Annotated in this window: 19 protein-coding genes; 7 read left to right on the top strand and 12 right to left on the bottom strand. The window is 60.3% G+C overall.

Going from position 1 to position 24,238, the window contains the following annotated elements; genetic code table 11:
* The first annotated feature begins 112 nt into the window (after positions 1-112).
* The 3 genes from LH365_RS15360 to LH365_RS18775 all read left to right on the top strand — a co-directional run bounded on the left by LH365_RS15360 (position 113) and on the right by LH365_RS18775 (position 2,209).
* Positions 113-808 carry a transglutaminase family protein gene (locus LH365_RS15360; RefSeq protein WP_226746226.1) on the top strand — a complete coding sequence of 232 codons (696 nt, stop codon included), beginning with the start codon at positions 113-115 and terminating at the stop codon, positions 806-808.
* Positions 809-915: 107 nt separating this feature from the next.
* Entirely contained in the window at positions 916-1,539 is a 624-nt protein-coding gene (locus LH365_RS15355; RefSeq protein WP_255606773.1) for an N-formylglutamate amidohydrolase, read from the top strand.
* A 505-nt stretch (positions 1,540-2,044) separates the two neighbouring features.
* The gene (locus LH365_RS18775) at positions 2,045-2,209 is read left to right on the top strand and encodes a cold-shock protein (protein ID WP_370639766.1); all 165 of its coding nucleotides are present in this window, start codon (positions 2,045-2,047) and stop codon (positions 2,207-2,209) included.
* A gap of 491 nt (positions 2,210-2,700) precedes the next feature.
* Here the strand turns inward: LH365_RS18775 and LH365_RS15345 are convergent, their stop codons facing one another.
* The 3 genes from LH365_RS15345 to LH365_RS15335 all read right to left on the bottom strand — a co-directional run bounded on the left by LH365_RS15345 (position 2,701) and on the right by LH365_RS15335 (position 4,922).
* Positions 2,701-3,675 carry an alpha/beta fold hydrolase gene (locus LH365_RS15345; protein ID WP_226746224.1) on the bottom strand — a complete coding sequence of 325 codons (975 nt, stop codon included), beginning with the start codon at positions 3,673-3,675 and terminating at the stop codon, positions 2,701-2,703.
* A 135-nt stretch (positions 3,676-3,810) separates the two neighbouring features.
* Positions 3,811-4,596, bottom strand: coding sequence for an SDR family oxidoreductase (locus LH365_RS15340; protein ID WP_226746223.1), 786 nt, complete (start codon positions 4,594-4,596; stop codon positions 3,811-3,813).
* Positions 4,596-4,922: a nuclear transport factor 2 family protein gene (locus tag LH365_RS15335; RefSeq protein WP_226746222.1), complete on the bottom strand. Its 327-nt coding sequence runs from the start codon at positions 4,920-4,922 to the stop codon at positions 4,596-4,598. Before LH365_RS15335 ends, LH365_RS15340 begins: the two co-directional genes overlap by 1 nt.
* A gap of 135 nt (positions 4,923-5,057) precedes the next feature.
* On the opposite strand from LH365_RS15335, the gene LH365_RS15330 reads away from it, so the two are divergent.
* Complete coding sequence (locus LH365_RS15330) at positions 5,058-5,954, top strand: LysR family transcriptional regulator (protein WP_226746221.1); 897 nt, start codon at positions 5,058-5,060, stop codon at positions 5,952-5,954.
* A gap of 451 nt (positions 5,955-6,405) precedes the next feature.
* Here the strand turns inward: LH365_RS15330 and LH365_RS15325 are convergent, their stop codons facing one another.
* The 3 genes from LH365_RS15325 to LH365_RS15315 form a co-directional block, all read right to left on the bottom strand.
* Entirely contained in the window at positions 6,406-7,167 is a 762-nt protein-coding gene (locus LH365_RS15325) for a site-specific integrase (RefSeq protein WP_226746220.1), read from the bottom strand.
* A 102-nt stretch (positions 7,168-7,269) separates the two neighbouring features.
* Positions 7,270-7,584 (bottom strand): Arm DNA-binding domain-containing protein, encoded by a 315-nt coding sequence (locus LH365_RS18770; RefSeq protein ID WP_226746291.1) that lies wholly within the window; start codon positions 7,582-7,584, stop codon positions 7,270-7,272.
* Positions 7,585-8,054: 470 nt separating this feature from the next.
* Positions 8,055-9,365 carry a glycoside hydrolase family 28 protein gene (locus LH365_RS15315; RefSeq protein ID WP_226746219.1) on the bottom strand — a complete coding sequence of 437 codons (1,311 nt, stop codon included), beginning with the start codon at positions 9,363-9,365 and terminating at the stop codon, positions 8,055-8,057.
* A gap of 395 nt (positions 9,366-9,760) precedes the next feature.
* Here LH365_RS15315 and LH365_RS15310 point away from each other — a divergent pair, with 395 nt between their 5' ends.
* A complete protein-coding gene (locus LH365_RS15310; RefSeq protein ID WP_226746218.1) occupies positions 9,761-12,514 on the top strand; it encodes a glycosyl hydrolase 115 family protein in 2,754 nt (917 codons plus the stop codon).
* Positions 12,515-12,793: 279 nt separating this feature from the next.
* Here the strand turns inward: LH365_RS15310 and LH365_RS15305 are convergent, their stop codons facing one another.
* The 5 genes from LH365_RS15305 to LH365_RS15285 form a co-directional block, all read right to left on the bottom strand.
* On the bottom strand, positions 12,794-13,393 hold the full coding sequence (locus tag LH365_RS15305) for a hypothetical protein (RefSeq protein ID WP_226746217.1): 600 nt from the start codon (positions 13,391-13,393) through the stop codon (positions 12,794-12,796).
* Positions 13,390-13,956: a hypothetical protein gene (locus LH365_RS15300; protein WP_226746216.1), complete on the bottom strand. Its 567-nt coding sequence runs from the start codon at positions 13,954-13,956 to the stop codon at positions 13,390-13,392. The genes LH365_RS15305 and LH365_RS15300 overlap by 4 nt, the downstream gene beginning before the upstream one ends.
* A gap of 155 nt (positions 13,957-14,111) precedes the next feature.
* On the bottom strand, positions 14,112-16,601 hold the full coding sequence (locus LH365_RS15295) for a hypothetical protein (protein ID WP_226746215.1): 2,490 nt from the start codon (positions 16,599-16,601) through the stop codon (positions 14,112-14,114).
* A 325-nt stretch (positions 16,602-16,926) separates the two neighbouring features.
* Complete coding sequence (locus LH365_RS15290; protein ID WP_226746214.1) at positions 16,927-17,898, bottom strand: CsgG/HfaB family protein; 972 nt, start codon at positions 17,896-17,898, stop codon at positions 16,927-16,929.
* A 43-nt stretch (positions 17,899-17,941) separates the two neighbouring features.
* Complete coding sequence (locus LH365_RS15285) at positions 17,942-18,388, bottom strand: curli production assembly/transport component CsgF (RefSeq protein ID WP_226746213.1); 447 nt, start codon at positions 18,386-18,388, stop codon at positions 17,942-17,944.
* 653 nt (positions 18,389-19,041) lie between these two features.
* Between LH365_RS15285 and LH365_RS15280 the strand changes: the two genes are divergently transcribed.
* Both LH365_RS15280 and LH365_RS15275 read left to right on the top strand, forming a co-directional pair.
* On the top strand, positions 19,042-20,052 hold the full coding sequence (locus LH365_RS15280) for a zinc-binding alcohol dehydrogenase family protein (protein WP_226746212.1): 1,011 nt from the start codon (positions 19,042-19,044) through the stop codon (positions 20,050-20,052).
* A gap of 271 nt (positions 20,053-20,323) precedes the next feature.
* Positions 20,324-21,073 carry an IclR family transcriptional regulator gene (locus tag LH365_RS15275; RefSeq protein WP_226746211.1) on the top strand — a complete coding sequence of 250 codons (750 nt, stop codon included), beginning with the start codon at positions 20,324-20,326 and terminating at the stop codon, positions 21,071-21,073.
* Here LH365_RS15275 and LH365_RS15270 read toward each other — a convergent pair.
* Positions 21,070-24,183, bottom strand: coding sequence for a sugar-binding domain-containing protein (locus LH365_RS15270; RefSeq protein WP_226746210.1), 3,114 nt, complete (start codon positions 24,181-24,183; stop codon positions 21,070-21,072). The two genes, LH365_RS15275 and LH365_RS15270, sit on opposite strands and share 4 nt — an antisense overlap.
* Positions 24,184-24,238: the final 55 nt, after the last annotated feature.

Raw genomic sequence — 24,238 nt, 5'->3', positions numbered from 1 at the left:
CCGCGCCGGATATATTCTCAGCTATACCTGCCCTCAACCGACGCCGATGTTGCTGTGCCTCAACATCCACCCTTCACGCCGGGCGGACCTCCTGGTGCCACAAGAGATTCACTTGTCTCCAGACGTAGAGGCGTGGGACTATCTCGACAGCTTCGGCAATGTCTGCACCCGCATCACCGCGCCGGCCGGGGCAGTGACCATCTCGACCGAATTCGTCATCTATGATACCGGCCGCCCCGACCACGTGCCCTATGACGCGGCTCAACACGAGGTCCGCGACCTGCCTGACGACGTCCTGCTCTATCTGCTGGGGTCCCGCTACTGCGAGACCGACCGCTTATCGGACTTTGCCTGGAAGCAGTTCGGTCAGGTGCCGGCGGGCTGGCCGCGGGTGCAGGCGGTGCTGGATCTCGTGCACAGGCATATTCGCTTCGACTATCAACTGGCTGATCCGCGGCGCAGTGCGTACGATGCATTCGAAGAGCGTGTCGGTGTCTGCCGCGATTACGCGCATTTGGCGCTAACGCTCTGCCGCTGTTTGAACATCCCGGCCCGGTATTGCACCGGCTATCTCGGCGACATCAAGGTCGAACCGGTGCCCTTCCCCATGGATTTCAGCGGCTGGTTCGAGGTTTATCTTGGCGGGCATTGGTATACGGCTGACGCCCGCCACAACACCCCTCGCGTCGGCCGTATCCTAATGGCCATTGGCCGCGACGCGACCGATGTCGCCATCTCCACGCAGTTCGGTCCGGCAACCCTGACCGGCTTCGAAGTCATAACGGACGAGGTGGTCACATCGGAATAGAGACAGACTGGCCAGCCCCTGTCGAGGTGCGAAACGCACAGGGACGATCCGAGATCGTGCTTCTTTGCGAGCACGCCTCAAATCATATACCGGACGAATACGGGGGTTTGGGCGTAGCCTTATCGGACCTCCACCGGCATATCGCTTGGGACATCGGCGCGGCGGCCCTCACACGTACCCTTTCAAAGCGGTGGGACGCCACCAGCTTCCTGGGCACCTATTCGCGCCTGCTGATCGACCTGAACCGCCCGCTACGTACACCCGACAGTATAGCCTTGCGCTCCGAAATCACCGATATTCCCGGCAATATCGGCCTCTCCGCCGACGAAATTGACCGCCGCGAAAATCTGATTTTCAAGCCCTACCATCAACGTATTTCAGAGCATCTCGACGTCCGGCAAGGCTATGGCCTCAACACGAACCTGATCAGCATACATAGCTTCACGCCCGTCTTTCACGGCGAGAGACGCGAATGGGAGGCGGGCGTGCTATTCTCTGCCGCGGAAGAGCTAGGCCTTAGCCTGGTCAAGAGTCTTCGTGATAGTGGACTGAATGTCTGTGCCAATGTCCCCTATCGGACCAATCGGCTCGAGGATTATGCAGTCCCAGTGCACGGCGATGATCGGGGTGTCCCGGCGGTGATGATCGAAGTGAGGCAAGATCTATTGGCGGATATAGATAAAATTGAAACTATGGCCGAGAAGCTATCCGTCGCATTTCATCCTTTTTGACCTTACGCTCAACCAAGCAGATAGCTCCCGAAGGGTTCTACGAGTGAAAATACCGGTGACGCGCTGCTTGCGCTCACGGTGTGACAGGATTTAGACAGAACTACATGGGAATACACCAAAAGTGCATCCAGTTGCGTGTGGGACCAACTTGCTCGAATTGGTGATGATCGACAAGTCGGTCGTCTTCGGCAGGTGAACGACCACCAACTCATTTTCTCGTCGCGGCTCAGGCCATCCGACATCGTACCTCCCTGACGGCCAACGCTTAAGCGCAGCGCCGATTTCAGTCCCTGGGCAAAACAGCGCCTTACAGACAACCACCTCGCGTAGAAATTATAATAAATAGATGCGAACTATAGAACTTAAATTTTAATTGATTGACATCTAAATTTTTAAATCCTACGAGCATATACCGACTTATACTTGTCTGATTATTGGCCAACTGTGCGACACACATTGGCAGACCCTCCTTCAAAAATTATTCGATAGGCGCCCTGCATATTGCATGGCGCATGGATGCCTATCTTGGAAAGGGTTCATCATGAACGCAGGTACAGTTAGGTGGTTTAACGCCACTAAAGGTTTTGGATTTATTGCGCCGACAAACGGGTGCGACGATGTGTTTGTACGCATAAGTGACATCGAGCGGGCCTGCATGCGTGGCCTTTAACGAAGTCAGCAAGTGACCTACGAACTGCAGCGTGACACTAAGTCTGGCAAAATGTCGGCGGATAAACTCGAAGTCGCTTAGGCTTCGACCCGCCGCGTCGCATGGGGGAAAAGGCCGAGCCGTCGGGTTCGGCCTTTTTGCGTTAAGCCTAAAGTGATCTTTCCTGTCCGGCCGGTCGGCGCCGTAGCCTTGCCGCTGCCGCCATTTACCGGGGGAGGAAGGCCAGCCACTTGGTCAGACTCGCCTCGACACACAGGGCACACCTCGGGTCGCAACCCACTGATAAAAGACTGTGCTGGTATTGCACCGCTCCTCGATCCGTTAGATTGGAGAATATTGTATCCTGATGGTCGTTTTCGGGCACGGTAGTCACCGGCTAAGCGCTCAAAGGCGACGGCGTCAGATCAGCGAACGGCCCGACTTCGGCTAAAAGTCGGGCCGCATCCTTTTTCAGCAGGTCATGTTGTTTAGTCGGGACCTGACGCCATGGGCTAGGCTTGAAAGAAGGCCAGCAGATCGGCATTGATTATATCGGGATGGGTCGTGGCCATACCGTGGGGCAGTCCCGGATAGACCTTGAGCGTACCCTTCTTGACGAGCTTGACGGCCAGTTGAGCGGAATCAGCGATGGGCACGATCTGGTCGTCATCGCCGTGCATGATCAGCACAGGGACAGCGATGGCCTTGAGGTCTTCGGTGAAATCCGTTTCCGAAAAGGCCTTGATGCAGTCATAGTGGGCCTTGGCTCCCCCCATCATGCCCTGACGCCACCAGTTGTCGATCAGGCCCTGGCTGACTTTCGCGCCGGGACGGTTGAAACCGAAGAACGGACCAGAGGGGATGTCCCTGAAAAACTGCGCGCGATTGGCCACCAGCGCGGCGCGAAAGCCGTCGAACACTTCCATCGGCAGGCCGCCCGGATTGGCGGGTGTTTTCAGCATGATCGGGGGCACCGCACCGATCAGCACCGCCTTGGCGACCCGGCCGGGTTTGGCACGAGCGACATAGTGAGCGACCTCGCCGCCACCCGTCGAGTGGCCCACGTGGAAGGCATTTTTCAGATCGAGATAATCCGTCAGGGCAGCGACATCGGCGGCATAGGTGTCCATCTCGTTGCCAGTGTGGGTTTGGGTCGAACGCCCATGACCCCGACGATCATGCGCAATGACGCGATAGCCCTTCAGCAGGAAGAACATCATCTGGGCATCCCAGTCATCGGCGCTGAGGGGCCAGCCGTGATGGAAGACGATCGGCTGAGCGGTCCTGGGTCCCCAATCCTTATAATAGATTTGAACCCCGTCCTTCGTGGTGACAAAGCCGCTTTCGGCGCGATCCAACGGGGATCGGGCGGTCTGATTCGTTTTGGGGGCCGCTTCGGCGCTTGCGCCCGCTGTCAGAGCCGCGGTGGCGAGGGTGATACCGGCCGTCAGAGCACTGCGACGGGAGGCGTTGTTGAGAGCGTTCATGGTCATACCTCTGCATTTAAACTTTGCGACATTTATTATCGCGATAACATTTTCGTCTCTATACCTTCAGATCAGGCGTGTCCAGTGATTATTTTCGCGATAATGTTTTTCGCGATATTTTTTAACTACCCCGCCTCAGACCGTTGGTACCGTTCCCCCGTCGATAACGTAGTCTGCGCCATGAATAGAGGCGGCCCGATCAGAGGCCAAAAAGGCAATCAGTTCCGCCACTTCAGTGGGTTCGGCCGCCCGCCCGAGCGGGATGCCGCCCAGCGCCTGAAGGACGCATTGGCGTGCCTCTTCCAGCGTGCCCCCGTTGCCGTCTGCAATCAGCTTCAGAAAGTCGGCCGTAGCCTCCGTGTTAATCCACCCGGGCGAAACGGCGTTGACCCGAACCCCTTTCGGCCCCAGCTCCTTGGAAAGGGCTTTGCTGTAGGTCGAGAGGGCGGCTTTAGCGGCCGCATAGGCGATTGTGGACTCCGGCAGAGGCAGTGTGCGCTGAATGGAAGAGACGTGGACGATGACGCCAGCCTTTCGCGCGATCATTTGCGGAACGATCAGCCGGTCGAGACGCACGGCCGTCATCAGGTTCAGATCAAGCTCTGCCTGCCAGTGCGCGTCGCTAAGCGCCGTGAACCCACCGGCGGGCGATGACGAGCCCCCTACGACGTGGACCAGCACGTCTATGCCTCCGAAGCGCGTCACCGCCGCACCGGCAAGGGCCGCCGTGCCTTCCGGGGTCGTCAGGTCGGCCTGAACAAACTCGACGCCCGACAGCGTATCGGATTTCGCACGCGCCGCCGTGATGACGCGCGCCCCACCCGCGAGGAAACGTTCGACCGTAGCCCGTCCGGCCCCCTTGGTGCCGGCGGTGACGAGAATGCGTTGATCTGTGAATTCAGTGGGGTCCGGGCGTGCCATTACAGGGTAACCTCCAGAGCGGTGATCAGGTCGTTTTCGAGGGTGAAGCGAAAGGTGAAGCGCAGCGGGCCGCCCCGAAAATTCCCGGTAGTCGGCCCTTCGACGATCACGTAACCGTCCTCTTCGCGCAGCGTATCCGGGGCAAAGATCGCTTGGAGGGCGATGATATTTTTCTGGATCAGAGCCAGAATTTCGGCGTGACCGCTGTGTGCGCGGCCCTCATCATGCATGACCGCGTCGGGCGCGAAGGCCTTGAGCATGCCTTGGGCATCCAGGCGCGCATTGGCCTCGATATAGGTGGCGATGGACTTTGGCAAATTTATCATGACTGGGTTTTCCTTTTGAGTGTCGGCGAAGGGTGGAAACCGCCGGTTTCCGCGTCGATAGGAGGCACTTTACGCCCCCTCCATTGACTTGATAATCGCAGCAAAGCAGGATGAGTTGTTTCGAGAAGAGGGATAATGATGCGCTCCGTCTTGGCCGAACTGGACGCTGTACTGTGTATCGCCCGCCGGGGCTCCTTTACGGCGGCGGCGCTTGAACTCGGCATATCAACGACGTCTCTGAGCAATGCGGTCGCAAAGCTGGAGAGGCGTCTGGGGATTCGCCTTTTCAATCGCACGACCCGAAGCGTATCCATCACTGAAGCGGGGAAGGCCTTTGTGGAACGGGTCGCCCCGGCCATGATCGACATCCATGACGCCATGCTGGCGGCGCAATCTCTTCAGGCGACACCCACGGGCACGTTGCGTATCAACGCCTTTGCGTCGGCCGCCAGAGAGGTGATGGCCCCGCTCGTCCTTGCCTTCATGCAGCGCTACCCGCAGGTGCATGTCGATCTGGTCACCGAAGGCCGGATAGTCGATATCGTGGCTGCGGGGTTTGATCTGGGCTTAAGGCCGCTGGATCTGGTGCCCAGCGACATGATCGCCCTGCCGCTGGGCCGGGCCCGCCGCAATGTGTTGGTCGCCTCTCCGGACTTTCTGGGCGCTTATGGCACGCCTGCGGAGCCCGCCGACCTGTACCGCTATCCCTGCATTCGTGCCCGCCTCCCGAATGGCGCTTTGCTCAGGTGGCGATTTGAAAAGGACGGCCAGCCGGCACAGATCGACGTGCAGGGCGCGCTCACCCTTGACGAGCCGAGCCTTGTCCGTATTGCCGCACAAGCGGGCGTTGGGCTCGGCTATATTATGGAGGCGGATGTGCGCGATGACATTGTTGCCGGGCGACTGGTCTGCGTTCTCGAAGACTGGACGCCAACCTTGGCACCCTTAGCCCTCTATTACCCCGGACGGAAAAACCCGCCAGCGGCGTTCAGTGCGTTCCTTCAGGTCGCGCGTGAATTTGCAAACGGGTAAGCCAGAACCTTACGGGCCACTGTCCCGAAGTTCGCAACAACTCATCCATTTCTACCCAAATTGTCCGGGCGAGATGTGCATAATCTCGATGATTCCTATGGAGACCAACCGGTCACCCGGCCTGCTCAAGCGGTGACTGATATCTTTGGACGGCTAGCCTCGGCGCGCGGAAGGCCGGGGAGATCGCCCGGGACGGTCCGCAGGACTCTGCCCTTACACGCGCGAGAGCGGAGCCCTTAGCCCTGTCATCTGGCTTCGCTTGCCTTGAACAAGGCTGCCTCACGCCGGATATCGGGCATGGTACTCGCCTCGCCTCCTGATGCCGATGAGGGGTGCGCGTCGGCAACTAGCCGATCGATCTGTTCATGCGGTGCGGTGCCGTGATCAATAACTGGTGGGAACTCCTGTGGTTGCGTAACGTAGGACCACGCACGCATACAGCAGACAGCTACTATTTCAAAAAATCGCCCCATGCCTCCATAAGTTTTCTCCGTTTTTCCAATGCGTCGCCGCGCCGGTAGGCGCGTTCGGTTGCATCACCCACGGTGTGCGCGAGTGCCGCCTCTGCCGTTTCGCGGGCAAAATCAGTTTCTTCACCTACCCAGTCTCTGAACGCCGACCTAAACCCATGAGGGCTAAACTCTCCAACATTCATTCGACGCATCAGCATCGTGAACACCATCACTGACATGGCACCGCCGCGAGGGCCGCGAAACACAAACCCTGTCGGCCTTTGCTCTCCGTTTTTGAGAATTTCGACTATCGCCATGGGACGCACGAACGTAAGAATAGCCACTGACCGCACCGACAAAGGAACACGATGTTCGCGCGCCGCCTTCATACGCTTGGCGGGGATGGTCCATAGTTTGTTCTCCAAATCGACCTCCTCCCAGCGCATGCCGAGTACTTCTCCGGACCGCGACGCACAAAGAATAAGAAACTCGAGGCCCAATGCACTCATTCCATCCCCTTGCCTTTCGCGCAAACGTCGAACAAACCGAGGTAATTCCAGATAGGGCATGGCTGCATGGTGCTTGATGTCGACGGCCAGTCGTTTGGGAAGCAAATGAGCGAGGTGCCCCTTCCAACGCGCAGGGTTCGCGCCAGTCCGCAAACCATGTGCCATCGCAGCATCCAACACCCGTTCAACACGTCCGCGGACCCGACGAGCCGTTTCGTACTTCTTCTTCCAAATTGGGCGTAATGCAGCCAACACGTCATCCGTTTCGATCTTATCGACCGGTGTATTCCAGAAAATTTTGCAGTATTGCTTCAGTGTGTTGTGCCATTGGCCGGCATGTTTCGCATTGCGCCATTACGACTCGATGTCCGAGAGCAGGCGTTCCGAGTAAACGGCAAAGGTGGGCTTTGCGACTTCAATTTTTTGGCGTTGCCTACGAAGGGCTATCGGGTCCTGAGGTGTGTCGCGATCTTTGAGCATCCGAAGTGCTCCAAGGGCTGCCTGTCGCGCATCGGACAAGCTGATTGCCGGATAAGGCCCAAGACCCATTTCCTTTCTGAATTGGCGCCACCGGTAGTTAAAAATCCAGGACTTGGCACCAGTCCGCGAAACGTGTAAGTAGAGGTTATTGCCGTCGGAATATTTCCCCGGCTGCGAGAGTGAATCCACCCTCTTCGCTGTCAAACTTCCCACAATCTGTTCCTTTCTGTCCCCACCATTGACCCCACCACAAGCTGCAGGAAGGGTCGAACGGCGACGAACCGTTACGAACAAATTGAATCACATTCTCCAATATTTTCAACGCGCTATTGTACGCATACGTACGCCAGTGAACGCCTGTCCCGCAAACTCTCTGTCCGCCATTTATCCAGTTAAATCATAATATTAACTGGACATATATCCACACTCACAATCTGCACCCCCACATACCTGCCCTCTTAGGTGCGACAGACAGCGTCATTCAGCGGCGCACCGCTTGGCGCGTGCTCCCGATTTCGCACGAAATGATAACGTCGCGCGGGCTCACGTGACGAATCCTCCCCGATCCGTTCTCAGTAAATTCTCAGAGCTGCGACCGGTCTACGACGATACGGAACCGGGTGTCGCGATCCCGGCGTTCACGATAACATGGCGCAATCCTATCCTCGTCCTTCACTTACCGTTTCGTAGGCCCGACCGTTAATGCGCACTTTTTCAGACCTGAGCCTGACAACACCTGTGGCTTTGAGATTGGGCGTTTTAAGCTGCATATCCCAGTTTTTCAACACAATGTCGCTGATGGTCGTCTGTCCGGGGTTCGGCGCGATCGTGCCGAAGGCGCCGTAACGGCCCCGGAAGCCGATAAGTTGAACATTGCGGACGACAGAGTTCGGTGGGACGTTGTCACCGAGATTTTTATACTGGCTCCAGGGCAGGATGGCGATCAGATCACCTCCGGACGCATCAAAAGTCAGGTTGCGATATATGATGTTTTCATAGTGCTGCGGCGTATCCGGACGCAGTTTGAGGCGCACCACCGGCATCGCGCCGCTCACCTTGCAGTCTTCCACGACGACGTCGCGAACGATGGTCGCTTCACTGCCGCAGGTGAACAGGCCATGACCGCGCCGGAACTCGCAGCGCCGGATACGAATGCCTTCAACGGGTGGGCTGTCCTTGTCCTGCAGCGCCTCCGGTCCCTTGGAGCCCTTGGCCGCGATGCAGTCGTCCGTGACCGAGAAATAGCAATCTTCCACAGACACGCGCTGGCAACTGTCGATATCGATGCCGTCTGAACTGGGGGCACGGACACCGTCGGGAACGACGAAGCGCGATTTGCGCACCACGACACCCTGGCACCGGTAAAGGTGCAGGTTCCAGAATTGCGAATCCTTGAACGTAATGCCTTCGATCACGACGTCCCTTGAGTCTTCGATAAGAGCCAGACGCGCACGGGGTACGCTGAGGTTCGGAAAGTTGTCGCGGTCGGGTGCCGCATCCCGAAGCCGCCAGAATGTGTCCCATACGATCTGCCCGGCCCCATCGAGCGTGCCTTGTCCGCTGATCTTAAAGCCGTTGCAGCCCGCGGCATTGATGAGCGCCGGCGTGAAACGGTCCTCGAAATGCCCCTCGATGCGCGTCCGTTGCGCCGGGAAGTCGGTGGCCACGTCCGTGGAACATCTTAGAACGGCCCCCTTTTCCAGGTGCAGATTGACCCTGGGTTTGAAAAACAGTGCCCCAGTGACAAAAACGCCATCGGGCACAATGACCGTTCCGCAACCCTGCGCCGCGGCATGGTCGATCGCCGCCTGTATCGCTCGGGTGTTGACGGTCTGATCGTCACCTATGGCCCCAAAGGCCGTGATGAGGATCTTGCGGGATGCGGCGTGAGCGCCTGTCCCCGCCGTCGCCAATGGGATGGCCAGCATCGACAGCGCTACATGGCGACGAGTGTAAGAATTAAACGGCATAGATGTTCCTCTTAACGCTTTGCGCCCCGTCACCATGGCTATGACCGGACGATGCACCATATTTCTTGTCTTGCGCCCGCAACATCTCAACGCGTTCGTCCGCGAAATCCGTCTCATCGTCAGGCCACTCGAAGCGTTCGATTTCGGGGAGACAGCGCCTACCCATGGTATATCAGAGGGACGGCGCGAGGACACGCACATTGGCCAGACCAATTCAAAAAGTTTCAGAAGAAAACGACTAGAATTGCCAGAATTTGCGCAGACTGACGAGCCCTCGCTTCCCACAATCCGAATTCGCGCCTTAATTTCGCTATGGCTTTCACATTGCGCCTTGAATGTCTGACCAATTTCAATAAATTCAGTGTGCTCATTTTCAGCGCGATCGCCGGAGCACCATGCGTTTTTTAAAGTCCCTGATGGCCGGCGTACTTCTGATGGGAACCGCCGTGACCCCGGCCAAGGCCGCAGATGTTCTTTTGTACGACGGACACACCGTCGCCAGCGTCGTGCATGAAAAAGATCGCACCCTGTCCATTGCCGGTGACCTGTTGGCGCGCGACCTGAGGAACCTGACGGGACAAGCGGTCGGCGTTTCCTCCGCACTCAGGGCGTGTCGCAAGGTCTGCGTAGTGATCGGGCATTACGACTCTAAATTGATCAAGGCGGTCGCACGCCAGGGCGGCCTCGATCTCACCACGCTGAAAGGCCAGTGGGAGCGCTATGAACGTGTGGCCGTGCGTTCAAAGCGTGATCCGCAGGTCACCTATTTGCTGATCGCCGGGTCCGACACACGCGGAGCGGTATGGGGTGTCATCGACCTGACGCGCGAGATGGGCGTTTCGGCCTGGGAATGGTGGGCCGATGTCACGCCCCGCAAGGTCGATCGGCTGAGCATCAATGGCGACGCCCGCACGTCGGGCACCCCCTCTGTTCAGTATCGCGGCATCTTCCTCAATGACGAGGACTGGGGCCTGCAACCCTGGGCGGCCAAAACCTACGAGCCCGATGTCGGCGATATCGGCCCCAGGACCTATGCACGCATTTTTGAGCTGATGTGGCGGCTCAAGGCCAATACCCTGTGGCCCGCCATGCACGACTCGACCAGGCCCTTTTATCAGATCAAAGGCAATGCCGAGAGGGCGCGCGACTATGCCATTGTCATGGGCACCTCCCATGCCGAGCCGATGATGCGTAACAATGTGCGCGAGTGGGACGAGAAAACGCGCGGCGATTTCAACTTCTTCACCAATCGCGACTCGATCGTCAAATACTGGGCCGAACGCGCCGACGAGGTGAAGGCTTTCGAGAATCTGTGGAGCATAGGTCTGCGCGGCAAGCACGACTCGGCGATGGAGGGCGCGAAGACGCCCGAAGAGGCGCGTGACGCCCTGACCCAGGTCTTCGATATTCAGCGCCGCCTGCTGTCGAAGGCGCAGAAGACACCGGCCGATCAGGTGCCGCAGGTCCTGACCCTCTATAAGGAGGTGCTTGACGTCTATATGACCGGCCTCAAGGTGCCGGACGATGTCACCCTGGTTTGGCCGGAGAACAATTACGGCTATATCAATCAGCTTTCGACACCCGCCGAACAGGCGCGCAAGGGCGGTTCGGGCGTCTATTACCACATCTCTTACTGGGGACGGCCGCACGACTATCTGTGGCTCGGCACCCAGCACCCGGCCCTGATCCGCGAGCAGATGGACCGGGCGTATCAGATGGATGCGCGCAAGATCTGGATCGTCAATGTCGGCGACATCAAGCCGGGCGAGTACCTGACCCAGTATTTCCTCGACATGGCCTTCGACCGGAAGGTCATCGGGGAAACGCCACGCGAACATCTCAAACTCTGGGCAGCACAACAGTTCGGCAGCGACAAGGCCGAAGAGGTCGCATCGATCATGACGGAATTCTACGACCTCGCCTGGGAGCGCAAGCCGGAATTCATGGGCGGCGGTCAGACCGAGCCGACCCGTCCCAATGTCATCAGCGACTATGTGCGCACCGGCGGGGCCGAAGCGTGGAGTCGCATCGACCGCTATACGGAGCTGACCCGCCGCGCTGAAGCGGTCAGTGCCGCCCTGCCCGCCGACCGTCAGGACGCCTTTTTCCAACTGGTGCTCTATCCCGTACGGAGCGCCGCCAGCCTTAACGAGCGCATTCTCAAGCTCGATCTGGCGGCAGTGAACGCCAAGGCCGGACGCGCCAATGTCAACGCTCTGTCCGATCAGGCGAAGGCCGCGCATCAGCGTATCGTCGCCGACACCGCGGCCTATAACAGCCGTAATGGCGGTAAATGGCGCGGCATGATGGATATGGCCCCGCGTCGCCTGCCGGTCTTTGATGAGCCTATCTATCCGCAATGGACATTACCGGCGAAACCCGGCTGCACGGTCGATGCGTCGGAGCTGAGCTTCGTCAACGGGCAGCCAGCGACCCGCACCGTGACCGTCTATACGCCGGGCGCACCGGCGCTATGGACGCTCTCAGGCCAAAGCGGACTGAGCTTTGCCTACACAACGGGCGACCTCAATGCCGTGAACGGCTTTGAACAGCGCGTAAAAGTCGCCTATGACGGCGGCGCGTCGGTCGATGCCGGCAGCGTGACCTGTGGCGGCAAGACGACGAAACTGACCGCCAGACTTGTCAGCACGCCGCAAGGCGAACCTGTCGAAATCAATCGTATTATTTCACTCACCGCTACATCCGCCAGCGCCCCCGCGTGGCAAACCGTGCCAGGCTTGGGCTCGCGCGGTGAGGCCTTGCGCGCCGGGCTCGATACGCCGTCGTCTTCGGACACAGCCAACATCACCCCCCTCATCTACAATTTTACCACCAGCGCGAAGACCGACGCCGAACTGAAAATCGTCGCCGTGCCGGTCCACCCGCTGACCTCGGCCAACGCACTGCGCATCGGCGTGCGTATTGACGGCGGCCCGGTGCAGGTGCTCGATTTCGAGACCTTCGGCCGCAGCGAGGCGTGGAAACAGAACATGCTGAGCAATACCGCCGTGCGAACAATCCCGTTGAAACAATTGGCTTCCGGCCCGCACAGGATCGCGGTCTTCGCCCTGGACCCCGGCTTTATCCTCGACCGTATCGACGTCAAGCTGGACGGCGCCCCCAACCTCTATGGTGCACCGGTCAGGTAACCGCAGCCCTGATCGCATGAAAACAAGGGGATATGCAGGGCCGGCAAATTCAATCACACACCAGATCAGGATATGTAACTCAACTTGAAATGCCCACGCCTTGAATTTGCCGCAACGCAGCATATATAGTGAATGTGTTCGATGCCTTGCATCGATTGCCCTTCCTGGGCGTTTCCTCCCTGTAAACTGGCCGCGCCGTGTGCGCGGCTTTTTTTTGCGCGCAAATGCAAAAAGGCAGGCGACCGGAAGATCGCCAGCCACGCCTGTCTTTCACACGATCTATTGCGATCCGGTCTGCACGATCCCGACGACGGCGGAGACGATGGCGTTCTGCTGTGCCGACAGATCGTCCTTCTTTTCTTCCGGCTGCCCGTTCGTCAATGCCCCGATCGAAGACGCCGCCAGACCGACATTCGAGGCGTCGACCTCTCCATTGGCCAGACGTCGCGTCGCCGTATCGATATTCAGCGCCGCGCCGTCCAGTCCCTTCTGCGCCAGCAGCAGACGCTGCTCCGGAGACAGGGGTTGCACGTCGGGCGATTGGAACTCCGCCGAGCGCGTTTCGATGACGCCGTCGCAATCCGCGCCCTTTTGCGGGTGTTGTGGATCGCAGCGGTCGTCACCCTCTACGGCTTCGGCGCGCACATTACGGCCCTGCGCGCGGGTCGAGCCCGAATCCGGCGCATCGGCATTGCGCCGGCCATTGGTCACCTGAGGCGTGTCCCCGCGCACGACCGGCGGTGCGGCGGGCACTTCGCGGCGCAGGGGGGCAAGTTGCGGCGTATCGATGGCGCGATCGGCGCGACCGACCTGTTCGACGGCCGCAGGGTCCGCCTGCCCGCTCAGAAGTCCTATCGCTATCCACACCGGCAGGGTCATTTCCAGCCTATCTGATTGATAATGAGGTTCTGATTGCCCGTCATGTCGACCTTCGGCGCAGCCAGATTAGACCCGACCTGCGTCCACACCAAGGCATTGTTGTCGCCCGTCTGCGCCGCCTGCATCAGATTGTCGTTACCAGCCTGAGTCAGTACCGCCGCATTATCGCTACCCGTCTGGCTCAGTTCGGCATGGTTGCCGTTTCCGGTCTGGGTGACGACGGCGACGTTCTGAGACGCCACGGCGGTCTGGGTCACCGTGGCCGAATTGTCCATGCCGCTCTGAAGCAGCACGGCGACATTGGCCGCCGGCCCGTTCTGCGTCAGACTGGCCAGATTGTCGTCACCGGCCTGCACCACGACGCCGATCTGGTCGGAGGTGTTCTGAACGACATGGCCGCGATTACTCTCGCCCGACTGGATCACCGCCGCGCCGCGGTCGGAAATCAGGTTCTGAGCCAGTTCGTTGATCTGCGGCACATAGACGCTGGTGTCGCCGCCTGCCGCCTGCGCCATCCACGGGGTCAATGCCAGGGCCGCCGCCATGATCCATGCCTTTTTCATCCCGGACTCCTTAAATTCAGTGTGGTCGCGCCCTTAACCCGAAACTCCCTGCACAGGTTTCGGGCTGCGCCGGATGCGAAAACGTTCCGGCCCCGTGACGGAGCCGGAACGAAGAAATGACCGGCACCCTTCGCAAGGCGCCGGCCCTTTACGCCTTAGTTCTGCGTGACCGTAGCCACGTTGTTCATCCCCGACTGAACGACCGCCGACACGTTGCCGTCCGAAGCCTGGCTGACGATGGCGTCGTTGTTGAAGCCCGACTGCAGCACGCTCGACAGGTTGTCGTTGCCCGACTGCGTCACCAGGGCGGTCAGCTCACGACCGTTCTGGGTAACCGACGAGTCGTTGCCATTGGCCTGAGTGACCGTGGCGCTGTTGCCGGCCGAGGCCCCCGCCGACGTGTTGGTCTGCGAGATCGTGCTGGTGTTGTCGTCGCCGTTCTGGATGTTCAGAGCCGTCATCAGGCGCGCGCTGTTCGACGCGGTGCCGCCGAACTGCGTGATGCCGCTGACGTTGCGGTCGCCGATCTGTTCGATCGAAGCGCTCGCCACGCGGGGGTCCGGACCGCCCGGAGGGTTCGGGCTGTTGTCGATGCTCTGGTTGATCGTGGCCAGGTTGAAGTCACCCGACTGATCGACCCAGGCGTCCGACAGTTGACCCGACTGAACGACGTACGACTGGTTGTCGCTGCCCGACTGGTCGATGCCGACCATCAGGGCGTCGCTGTCGCCGGCCGAGTTGTCGAAGCCCGACTGATCGGCGATCGAGAAGTTGCGGTCGCCCGACTGGTTGACATTGAGGTCACCGTTGGAACCCGACTGGGTGCCGTAGGACTCGTTGTCCGAACCCGACTGAACGATCAGCGCTTCCTGACTGTTGGTCTGGAAGGCGTGACCGGCGGCGCGGCCCTGAGCCACTTCCGACTTGTTCGCCGTGCCCGACTGGATGACGCGCGCCTGAGCGCCCGACGAGGTCTGCATGACGGCCGAGTCGTTGTCGAGGCCGGTCTGGGTCACGTGGGCGAAGGAACCGGCGTCATCGGTCTGCACCAGGTGCGAGACGAGGCCGACGCCGTCCTGTTCGATCTGACCCGTGGCGTTGCTGGCGCTTTGGGCGACGTAGGATTCGTTGCGCGAACCGTTCTGACCGACAGTGGCCAGGTTGTTGGCGCCGTTCTGCGTCACAAACGACGAGTTGGTGAACTGCGGGCCGACCGAAGGCTGGCCGGTCTGGGTCACATTGGCCGTCGACGCGCCGGTTTGCTGCACGTAGGACAGGTTGTCACCATAGCCGCCGCCTTGGGTAACGGTGGCCAGAGCGCCGTCGCCGGTCTGATCGACGGACGAGGTGTTGTAGATGCCAGCCTGCGAAACCGTCGCCGTGGCGTCAGCGTTCTGCGAAATCCACGAACCGTTCAGCACGCCGTTCTGATTGACGGTGGCCAAAGCGCCATCGGCGTTCGAACCCTGGATGATGTTCGAGACGTTGTTGTCGCGGCTGTCGAACGGCGAAGCCGGGTGCAATGCGCCGCCCGTTTGCGTCACATTGGCCGTGGCGTTCGAGGCCTGCTCGATGTTCGAGGCGTTCTTGTCGCTCGACTGATTGACCGTGGCGTCCGCGCCGTTGCCGGTCTGCTTGATGATCGACAGGTTGCTGTTGGCGGACTGGGTCACCGTCGCTTCGGCCAGCATGGAGTTCTGGTCGATGTTCGAGTTGTTGCCGGTCCCCGTCTGAGTGACGTCGGCGCTTTCGGCCATACCGCGCTGCTTGACCAGCGACAGGTGGTTGTTACCGGTCTGCGACACAATGGCGTCATGCAGCGCCGAGATCGTGCCGCCCTGATCGATATCCGAATTGTTATTGTTGCCGGTCTGGGTCACCAGCGCGCTTTGAAGGCCGCCGGCTTGCGTGATGGTCGAGTTGTTGTTGTTGCCGACCTGCGACACACCATTGACGGCGGTGCCGCCGACTTCGTTGGCCATGCCCGTCTGGGTAACGGTCGAGTTGTTGCCCGAACCCTGCTGGTTGACATTGGTCTGATGCAGGCCGCTGAGGAAGCCCGTACCGCCCTGTGCGATCACCGAGGTGTTCAGGTCGCCGTTCTGGGTGACGAAGGCGTCGTTGGCGCCGCTCGTCTGGGTGACGGTCGAGCTGTTGCCCGCGCCGCCGCTCTGGCTGACGCCGGCATAGTTGGAATTACCCGACTGCGTGACGGTCGAGTCGCTGCCGAGGCCCGACTGAACCACGTCCGCATCATCGTCGTCGCCGCTCTGGGTCACGACCGAAGTGTGGGTGCCACCGGTTTGCGTGACATTGGCCAGCGCGCCGTCATTGGTCTGAGTGACCTTCGAATTGCCCGGACCGGTCTGCATCACATTGGCGACATTGTCGTCGTCGCTTGAGCCCGTACCGTTGTCCTGCTTGACGTCAGACACCGAGCCTGCGCCGTTTTGCGTGACGTTGGCCGTGTTGTCGTCACCGCCCTGATTGACGGTCGAGGTGCCGCTGGAGCCGTTTTGCGTGACATTGACCACGCCATCGGTGCCGGTTTGGCCTACGGTGGAGTTATTGCTCTGGGCGAAGGCGCTGCCGCCGGCCAGAATGAGCGCCGCGGCGGATACCGAGGCAAGGATTGAGCGTTTCATAGTCATTTCCTGTATTCGGGCAATACCTCTCCGCTTCCGGAATCACGGGACTCCGGACGGGGCGGGCTGGCCCTGATGTGATGGCAGCGGCAAGACGCACTCAGGCGGTCCGCATGTCCGTTTGACGCTTACTCGGGCAAAGATATCCCGTTTCCGGAATCAGCAGAGTCCGGACTCTTCAGTTATGTTCGGCTTTTCTCGTTGTGAGGGTCTGGGCTCGCCCGCAGGCTTCCAACCCCTTACGCTTTACGCTACGCCTGCTCTGCACTTACCAACGCCACCGGACCGGGCCCCGATGTGGGGGCGGCTCGGCCGGGGGCGAAGCCTATTTCGAACTCTGATCCGCCGGGCGGTTGACGCGGACGGGCGGTTCATCGGCGTCCAGACGCTTCTTGCGGTCCGGGTTCGCCATCGCGGCCGCCTGCATTTCGCGGGCGCGGGCATTGGCCACGGCGACCTGCTGGGCGTCGAAGACGCCGTCGCGTTCGCTCTGATAGCGCCACAGGTGGGGCCAGCCGGCGTCGGCGTCGGCGAAGTTCCACAGCTTCAGTTCGACGCCCTCCATGATCAGGCCGTAGAGGGCCTTTTCAATCGCCTGCTGCAAGGCCAGATGGTCCGGTTCGTTGGTGGTCATGCCGGTTTCGGCCTCCAGCAACTCCTTGTAGCCGACATAGCGGAAGGCGCCGCCGCCGAGGGCATAGGATGCGATGGTCTTCGACGCCGTCACCGAAGTCAGGACTTCGCCGGTGCGCACCGACACGGCGCGCAGATAGACGGTCACCACGTCCTGACGGTATTCCGTGCGGGCGCTGACACCCAGAAAACCGGCTCCGGCTCCGCCGGTGCGGGTATTGGTGTCATAGCCGATGATGCCGCCTTCGATGATCACACCGGCAAACAGCAAGGACGGCAGGGCTTCGGAATTGGTCGTCTTTTCGCCCAGATAGCGCTCGCGCATTTCACGGATGATCTGACGCTCGCTCATCAGGTGGCCGACCTGTTCCCGTTCGATAACGGTGAACCACTTGCGACGGCCGGAGTCCTGAAGGGCCTTCATCAGGATGGACGACCCGCCCTGCGACACGGCGCGCGACAGGGTCTGGCCGGTTTCGGAGGGACGGAACTGACCCGTCTGATCCGTAAAGCCGTAGACGGCGACAGCGACGGGGCGCGACGGCGGCGGCAGGTCGAACAGGGCCTGCTGGCTGGCCGTGGCCTTCTGATAGGTCGGCAGATCGTACATCGGGCCGTGCTTGGCCTGAGAGATCTGCGGGGTGTGCGAGCAGGCGCCAAGCATCAGCGCGCCCGTGAGGAGTGTAGCGGGGAGAAGAGCGCGCATTTCAGTTGACTTGGATGAAGAGCGGAACGGTGATGTTGGTCACTTCACCGGTCTCGTTATTGGTGATCGTGATGTTGACGTTCTCAAGGTCGCGGAAGAAGCTCACAGTCTGGCTGCCCAGGGTGAAGGTGCCGCGCTCCTGCGCATTCTCGCCGAAAATGGCGTCGGTGAGTTGCGCCGAAAAGGCCGACAGGAGTCTCGATTCCAGTTGCCGGGCGAAAAGATCGCCTTGGCTGGTGCCGGTCGAAGTCTTCGGATCCTTGTAATCGTTCTGGGCATTGGCCACGCCCAGAAGATGCGCCGAATTGAAGGGGTTACCTCCAAAGGTCGGATTGATCGGCTGGTAGCTCAGGTCCTGGGCCTGCGCGGCGCCAGCCACAAGGATCAGCCCGGATGCGGCTGTCAGGATTCCCGCCCGAATCAACAACTCAAGATTGATTTTACGCATGGCATTTATAGTCGTTTTAAACACATTCGCCCCCTGTAGCCCCGAGACTTATTAAAAATAGTGTCGGAAGCTTGGCTCTTTTGACGGTGGTGTCAATAATTTTTTAACGATTTGTTTATGGCTTCGGTCCGGCAGCTTTGTCTTCCGGACTCACCGAGTGAGGGAATCGCGCCTGCGGCGTTTGCCTGATTTTTGGTGGAAATTCACCACGTTTTCAGATCAAACATGTCCGAATCTTATAGATAACATTTTGTTTTTAATAATATTAACTAATTTTGACGCAATTGCGAAAATTATTCGATTCTGCAAGAGCAAAAATCATCCCTGGCCGCTCACCGGTTTCACCGTACCGCGCGTCTCTTCGTATTCGCGCGCTTGCCGCTTTTTTCAGAGCCGTGACAACTTGCCCACACCGCGCCACAACAGCGGCGAAATTGTGTCAGGCCTGAATTTTCGTCCTCAAGCCAGATTCAATCGATTTCAATCTTTCGTCGAGTAACCCTGTACGATTTATCTGTAAAAATGTCGGCGGAAATGACAAAAAAACACCCGCCATAAGCAATGTTCAAAATTGAACTTCTAATTCATATTTGACACAAGCAGCGCCAATCTATAGGTACAGCAGGGAACCCCTCCCAAAAAAGTGAGCCGATATGGACACCGTCATCTGCGAAAGCCCCGGCCGGCTGATTTGCGTCCAGCGCGAGACGCCCGCGCGTCAGGCCGATGAGGTGCTGATCCGCATCCGCCGCGTCGGCATCTGCGGCACAGACATGCATATCTTCCGCGGCACCCAGCCCTATCTCAGCTATCCGCGGGTCATGGGCCACGAACTGTCCGGCGAAGTTGCCGAAGCGCCCGCAGGCTCGGCATTGAAGCCCGGCGACACCGTCTACATCATGCCCTACATGTCATGCGGACATTGCGCCGCCTGCCGCAAGGGCCGCGCCAACTGCTGCATGAATATTCAGGTGCTGGGCGTGCATCGCGATGGCGGCCTGACCGAGTATCTCAGCGTGCCGCAGGCCTTCGTATTTCGCGCCGAAGGCATCGGGCTGGACGAAGCCGCCATGCTCGAATTTCTGGCTATCGGGTGCCACAGCGTGCGCCGCGCACATATCAAGCCCGGACAGCGGGTGCTGGTCGTCGGCGTCGGGCCCATCGGCATGGCCACGGCGGTTTTCGCCAAACTCAGGGGCGCCGAAGTCACGGTGCTCGATTCTCAGACCTCGCGCATCGACTTCTGCCGCCAAACCCTCGGCATGGACCACGGGGTAAGGGTGTCACCCACCACACGCGATGAATTGTCCGCACGTACCGGGGGCGACTTTTACGACGCCGTGTTCGACGCCACCGGTTCGCCCAGGGCTATCGAGGCCGGTTTCGCCTATGTCGGCCACGGCGGCAGCTATGTGTTGATCTCGGTCGTCGCCGCCGACATCACCTTCAACGATCCGGAATTCCACAAGCGCGAAACGACCCTGCTGGGCAGCCGCAACGCCACCATCGAGGATTTTCAGGAAGTGCTCGACGCCATCCGCGCCGACCTGATCCCCACCCGCGCCCTCAATACCCACCGCACGACCCTGCGCGATCTGCCCGACGTCCTGCCCGGCTGGACCGCGCCCGAAGCCGGCGTCATCAAGGCGCTGGTGGAGGTCTGATTAAACACTGGGAATGCTTTCCTGGGGCGGCATGAGCCGGCGGCCAAGGTGGCGCAGACACCGCCCGGCGAGGGCGTAAACAAAATCTGGATCATTATGTTTGCATTGGAAAACATAATGATCCAGATGGCCACGTGCCGGAAACGCCCAGATTGAAGGCCCACAGACGTTCGACGAGATGATTTCTCGCCGAACCGACCTTCAAAAGATGGCCTTTTGACGCTTTGGCGCGAAACGGCTATCACAGGGCAATCGTACAGATGGAAGCCCGATGTCCGAACCGACCTACAGCGCCCCCGCCCTCGAAAAAGGCATAGAGATCATAGAGTTTCTGGCCGGGCGGCCCGGATCGCTGAGCATAGGCGAAATCTGCGCCGGGGTGGGCCGTTCCAAGGCCGAGATCTACCGCATGATTCTGACGCTGGAATCGAAGGGTTATCTGCGGCGCGACGCGGCGGGCCGCTACGCCATGACCAGCCGTCTTTTCGACTTCGGCATGCTCTACCCGCCGCGCCAGAGCCTGATCGAGACCGCCCTGCCCCACATGCGCGCCCTGGCCCGCGACAGCGAGCAATCATGCCACATGACCGTCCTGTCGCGCGAGCACATCGTCGCCATCGCCCGCGCCGAGAGCGAGAGCATGACCGCCTTCGGGGTCAAGGTCGGCTTTCGCGCGCCGGCCGCCACGGCGACATCGGGGCGGCTGATCTATGCTTTCCAACCGCTGCGCGATCAGTTGAACTGGTATCACACCATGCGCGGGCGCATCGACCGCGACCTGATGCGCACCTTCCTCAGCGAAGCGCGCGCGGCGAAGACGCACGGCTATCTGGTGCGCGACAGCGCCTATACGCTGGGCATTACCGATCTGGCCGTACCGCTCTTTGCCGGACGTTCGACCCACGCCGTGGCGGCGCTGATCGTGCCCTTCATGACGCACGTGGTCTGCCACATGGACAAGCCTCAGGTGCTGGAACGCCTGCGCGAAACGGCGCAGGCGATTTCTTCCGAACTCTATTAAGCACTTAACCAGTTGATCGCATTGATCAGGAAGCGCTTTTGCAGCGGCGCCACCATGTCCGGGAGGCGGTGGACCAGCACCTTCATACCGTCCTTGCGCACCGTAAAGGTCGCCGCGCCGTTGTCGCGGTCGTGGTCGCGGCTGTAGGCGGCGATGACCTCGATCCCGTCCGGCCCAATTACCGGCCCGTCGATCAGCAGGCCGTTCGACGGCTGCCCCTCGATCTGATGCCAGACGCTGGTGGCCTGATCGACCGGCAGGCCGTCGAAGATGGGGTGGGCGCGCAGATAGTTCCAGTTGCCCATCCATGGCGCGCGCAGATTGCCGACCTGCCCGGCATAAGAGAACAGGCCCAGTTCCGACAACTGCCGGGCCACCCCCTCGGCCAGACCGTCCTCCGGCACATAGGCCAGCAGCGGCGTCCCGGCCTTGACGGCGGCCAACACATCGGCCGGCAGTTCGCCGAGCACAAGTTTGGGCTTTTCACCGGCCTTGGGCTGGGCTTCGAGACCGGTCTGTTCGCCGACCTGACGCCTGGCGATCTCGTCGGCCTTGAGACCCGACGCGATGATGGCGTCGTATCGGATCTTCGCCTTGAAGTCTTCGAAGACGACGCCGGGAATGGCGCTCAACTGATCGCGGAAGGACCTGGCGACGCCCGACAAGGCGATCTTCAGCGGGGTTTTGAAAGCCGCCTTGCCGTCGACCACCCACAGTTCGCGCACGAAGGTCGGATAGCCTTTCAGTTCGATCTGCACCTTATTGAGGCCGGGTTTGGTCAGGACCGGCGTCACGACCTTTTCCGCCAGCACGTAGCGGAACTGGTCCTTCACATGTGTCGGCGCGGGGTAGCGGGCGATTTCCGTCACGGTGTTGTCCGGCGCGATCAGGCTGAGGATCATCTCGCCCTTTATCTGTTCGTCCGTGTCGTTGAGCAGATAGATGTCGAGTCCCGCCACCTCGCCCGTCGCATAGGCCAGCTTACGCTGTTTGGCGATGGGACGCACGGGCAGCAGGCTGTTGCGCAGCAGGTCGGGATTGGCCTTGAAATAGCGCAGGTTGTCGACGATCCCCGAATGATTTTCGATGGCCGTCGTTTCCCAGCCGGAAATCGCGGCTATATCGACTTCGTCGCCGATGCGGATGTTTTCCAGATAGTTCTGCCAGGCGTCGTAGACCTTGCGCCCGACCGACAGGAACAGGCTCTCGGTCGTCGGAAAGGCTTTGCGAAAGCCCCATTTATCCAGATAGGCCGAGGTCTTTTCGACAATGACCCTGTGATCCTCCAGGTCGTAGGACTTGCCGCCGTTGGCGAGGATGTCGGCGACCATCAGCACGTGGTTGTCGCCGGTGGCGCAGCCCTGCATTTCGCCGAATTCGACGATATAGGGTTTACCGGTCTGATAGTGGATATAGCTGTCTTTCGACTGATAGAACTTGTCGTACCACTGATCGCCGGCGCCCTGATGCTCGACCCACCAGCCGCCGAACGGTTCGACATCCGAACGGAAATAGTGATCATTATAGGCCAGATACATGGCCTGCGCCGCACCGCGCTTGACGAAGCCGTCATTGAGAATGACCGTGCGCGACGGGTCTTCGTCGTGGATGACCTTTAGTACATTTTGCACGTCGGGGTTTTGCAGATTGGCCCCGATCTCATTCTGCAGCGTGTAGTGGGCCAGAGACGGGTGCGAGCGGAAGGTCTTCGCCATCAGGCGGCACTTCTCGATCATATAGGCGCGGCTGAAGGCATCGGCGTCGGACAGGCTCTCGCCCGGCTTGAGATCGCGGCCGATGGCGTGGCGGCCACCGCCCGGCTCCATGACGCGCAACAGGCCCAGTTCGTCCTGCCGGTCGAAAACATCGTGTTTGCCGACATTGCGGTGGGCGTGCAGCGTATTGAGGCCCAAGGCTTGCGCCGCTTCGACCTCGCGCCGCGCCAGAGCGGGCGTCGGCCACATGCCGTTATAGCCCCAATAGCCCCAGGAAATCGCCGAGTAGAGCTTGATGCGCCTGCCGTTCAGCCGCAACAGGGCGTTGGCGCCGATGCCTTCGACGGCGAACCAGCGGAAACCGAAACGCACGGTTTTGGACGACACGCCGGGCGCGCCCTTCCAGTCGAAACGCAGGTGATAGAGATGGCGGTTTTTCAGATCCCACAGCTTCGCCTCCGCCGCATGAAGGTCGAAGACCACCGTCGCCAGACCGTCCTCGATCTTCGCGCTTTTCAGTCGGGTCTGCGCCTTGAACGGCTTGCCGTCCGGCCCCAGCAACAGGACCGAGCCACGCTTGGCGAGGTCCGCTGCGGTGATCGGGCCGTTCAGCCGCACCTGCATGTGGGCGGTCACCTTGCGCGCGTCAGGCGTATTGAGCACCCACGCGTCTTCGATATGGCTGTCGAGCGGATGGACGCTTAAGGACATGCCGCGATCGAGCCCGCCGAAACCGTGCGAGGCGAACAGCTTGAGCTTGCCCCACATCATGGTGGTGGAATCGCGCCAGTCGTAGCGCCCGCCGGGATTGGTGATGCGGATGGCCAGACGGTTCGTCCCGCCCGGAGTCATCGCCGCCGTCAGATCACAGTCGAAAGGCTGCTCCGACAGGATCGAATAGCCGACCAGCTTTTCATTGAGGAAAACCTCGGCCCGCAGGCGCGCGCCACGAATGTGCAGCAGGACGCGCTTGCCCTTGGCGTCCGTCGGAATGCTGATCTCACGCCACCACCACGATACGCCGCGATAGGCGCCGTTCTGCGGCACATTGTCGTCTTCGGCATAGCGATACTCATCGCCCGTATAGGGGCGCAGACCGAACCGGCCCCAGAAATGCTGCTCGACCGTCGCCGGCAGGGTCACCGTCACGTCGGTCGTCAGGGCGGCCCAGCCCCCGGTCGGCGGATTGACCGGTAAGGTTCTCAGGTCTGCCTGCGCGGGCAGATAGATGACGTCGTCCTTATAAGCGGCCTTTTCGTCGATCCACACGTTCCAGCCTTCGTCGGGAACACCCCACGCAGACGTCTCTGCTTCCGCTGAGGGGGCGGCCACAGCAGCGGCGGCTGCCCCCGCGGCAGAGACAGTGAGAAAGTTGCGGCGATCGTGTTGGGTCATGGCAGTATCTGCCTCCATGCCCCCTCTCCCTTGAGGGAGAGGGCTGGGGTGAGGG

The organism is Asticcacaulis sp. AND118 (assembly GCF_020535245.1).
GTDB lineage: Bacteria > Pseudomonadota > Alphaproteobacteria > Caulobacterales > Caulobacteraceae > Asticcacaulis.
The sequence above is the reverse complement of the archived record's forward strand: the minus strand, read 5'-3'. Positions and strand labels throughout refer to the sequence as shown.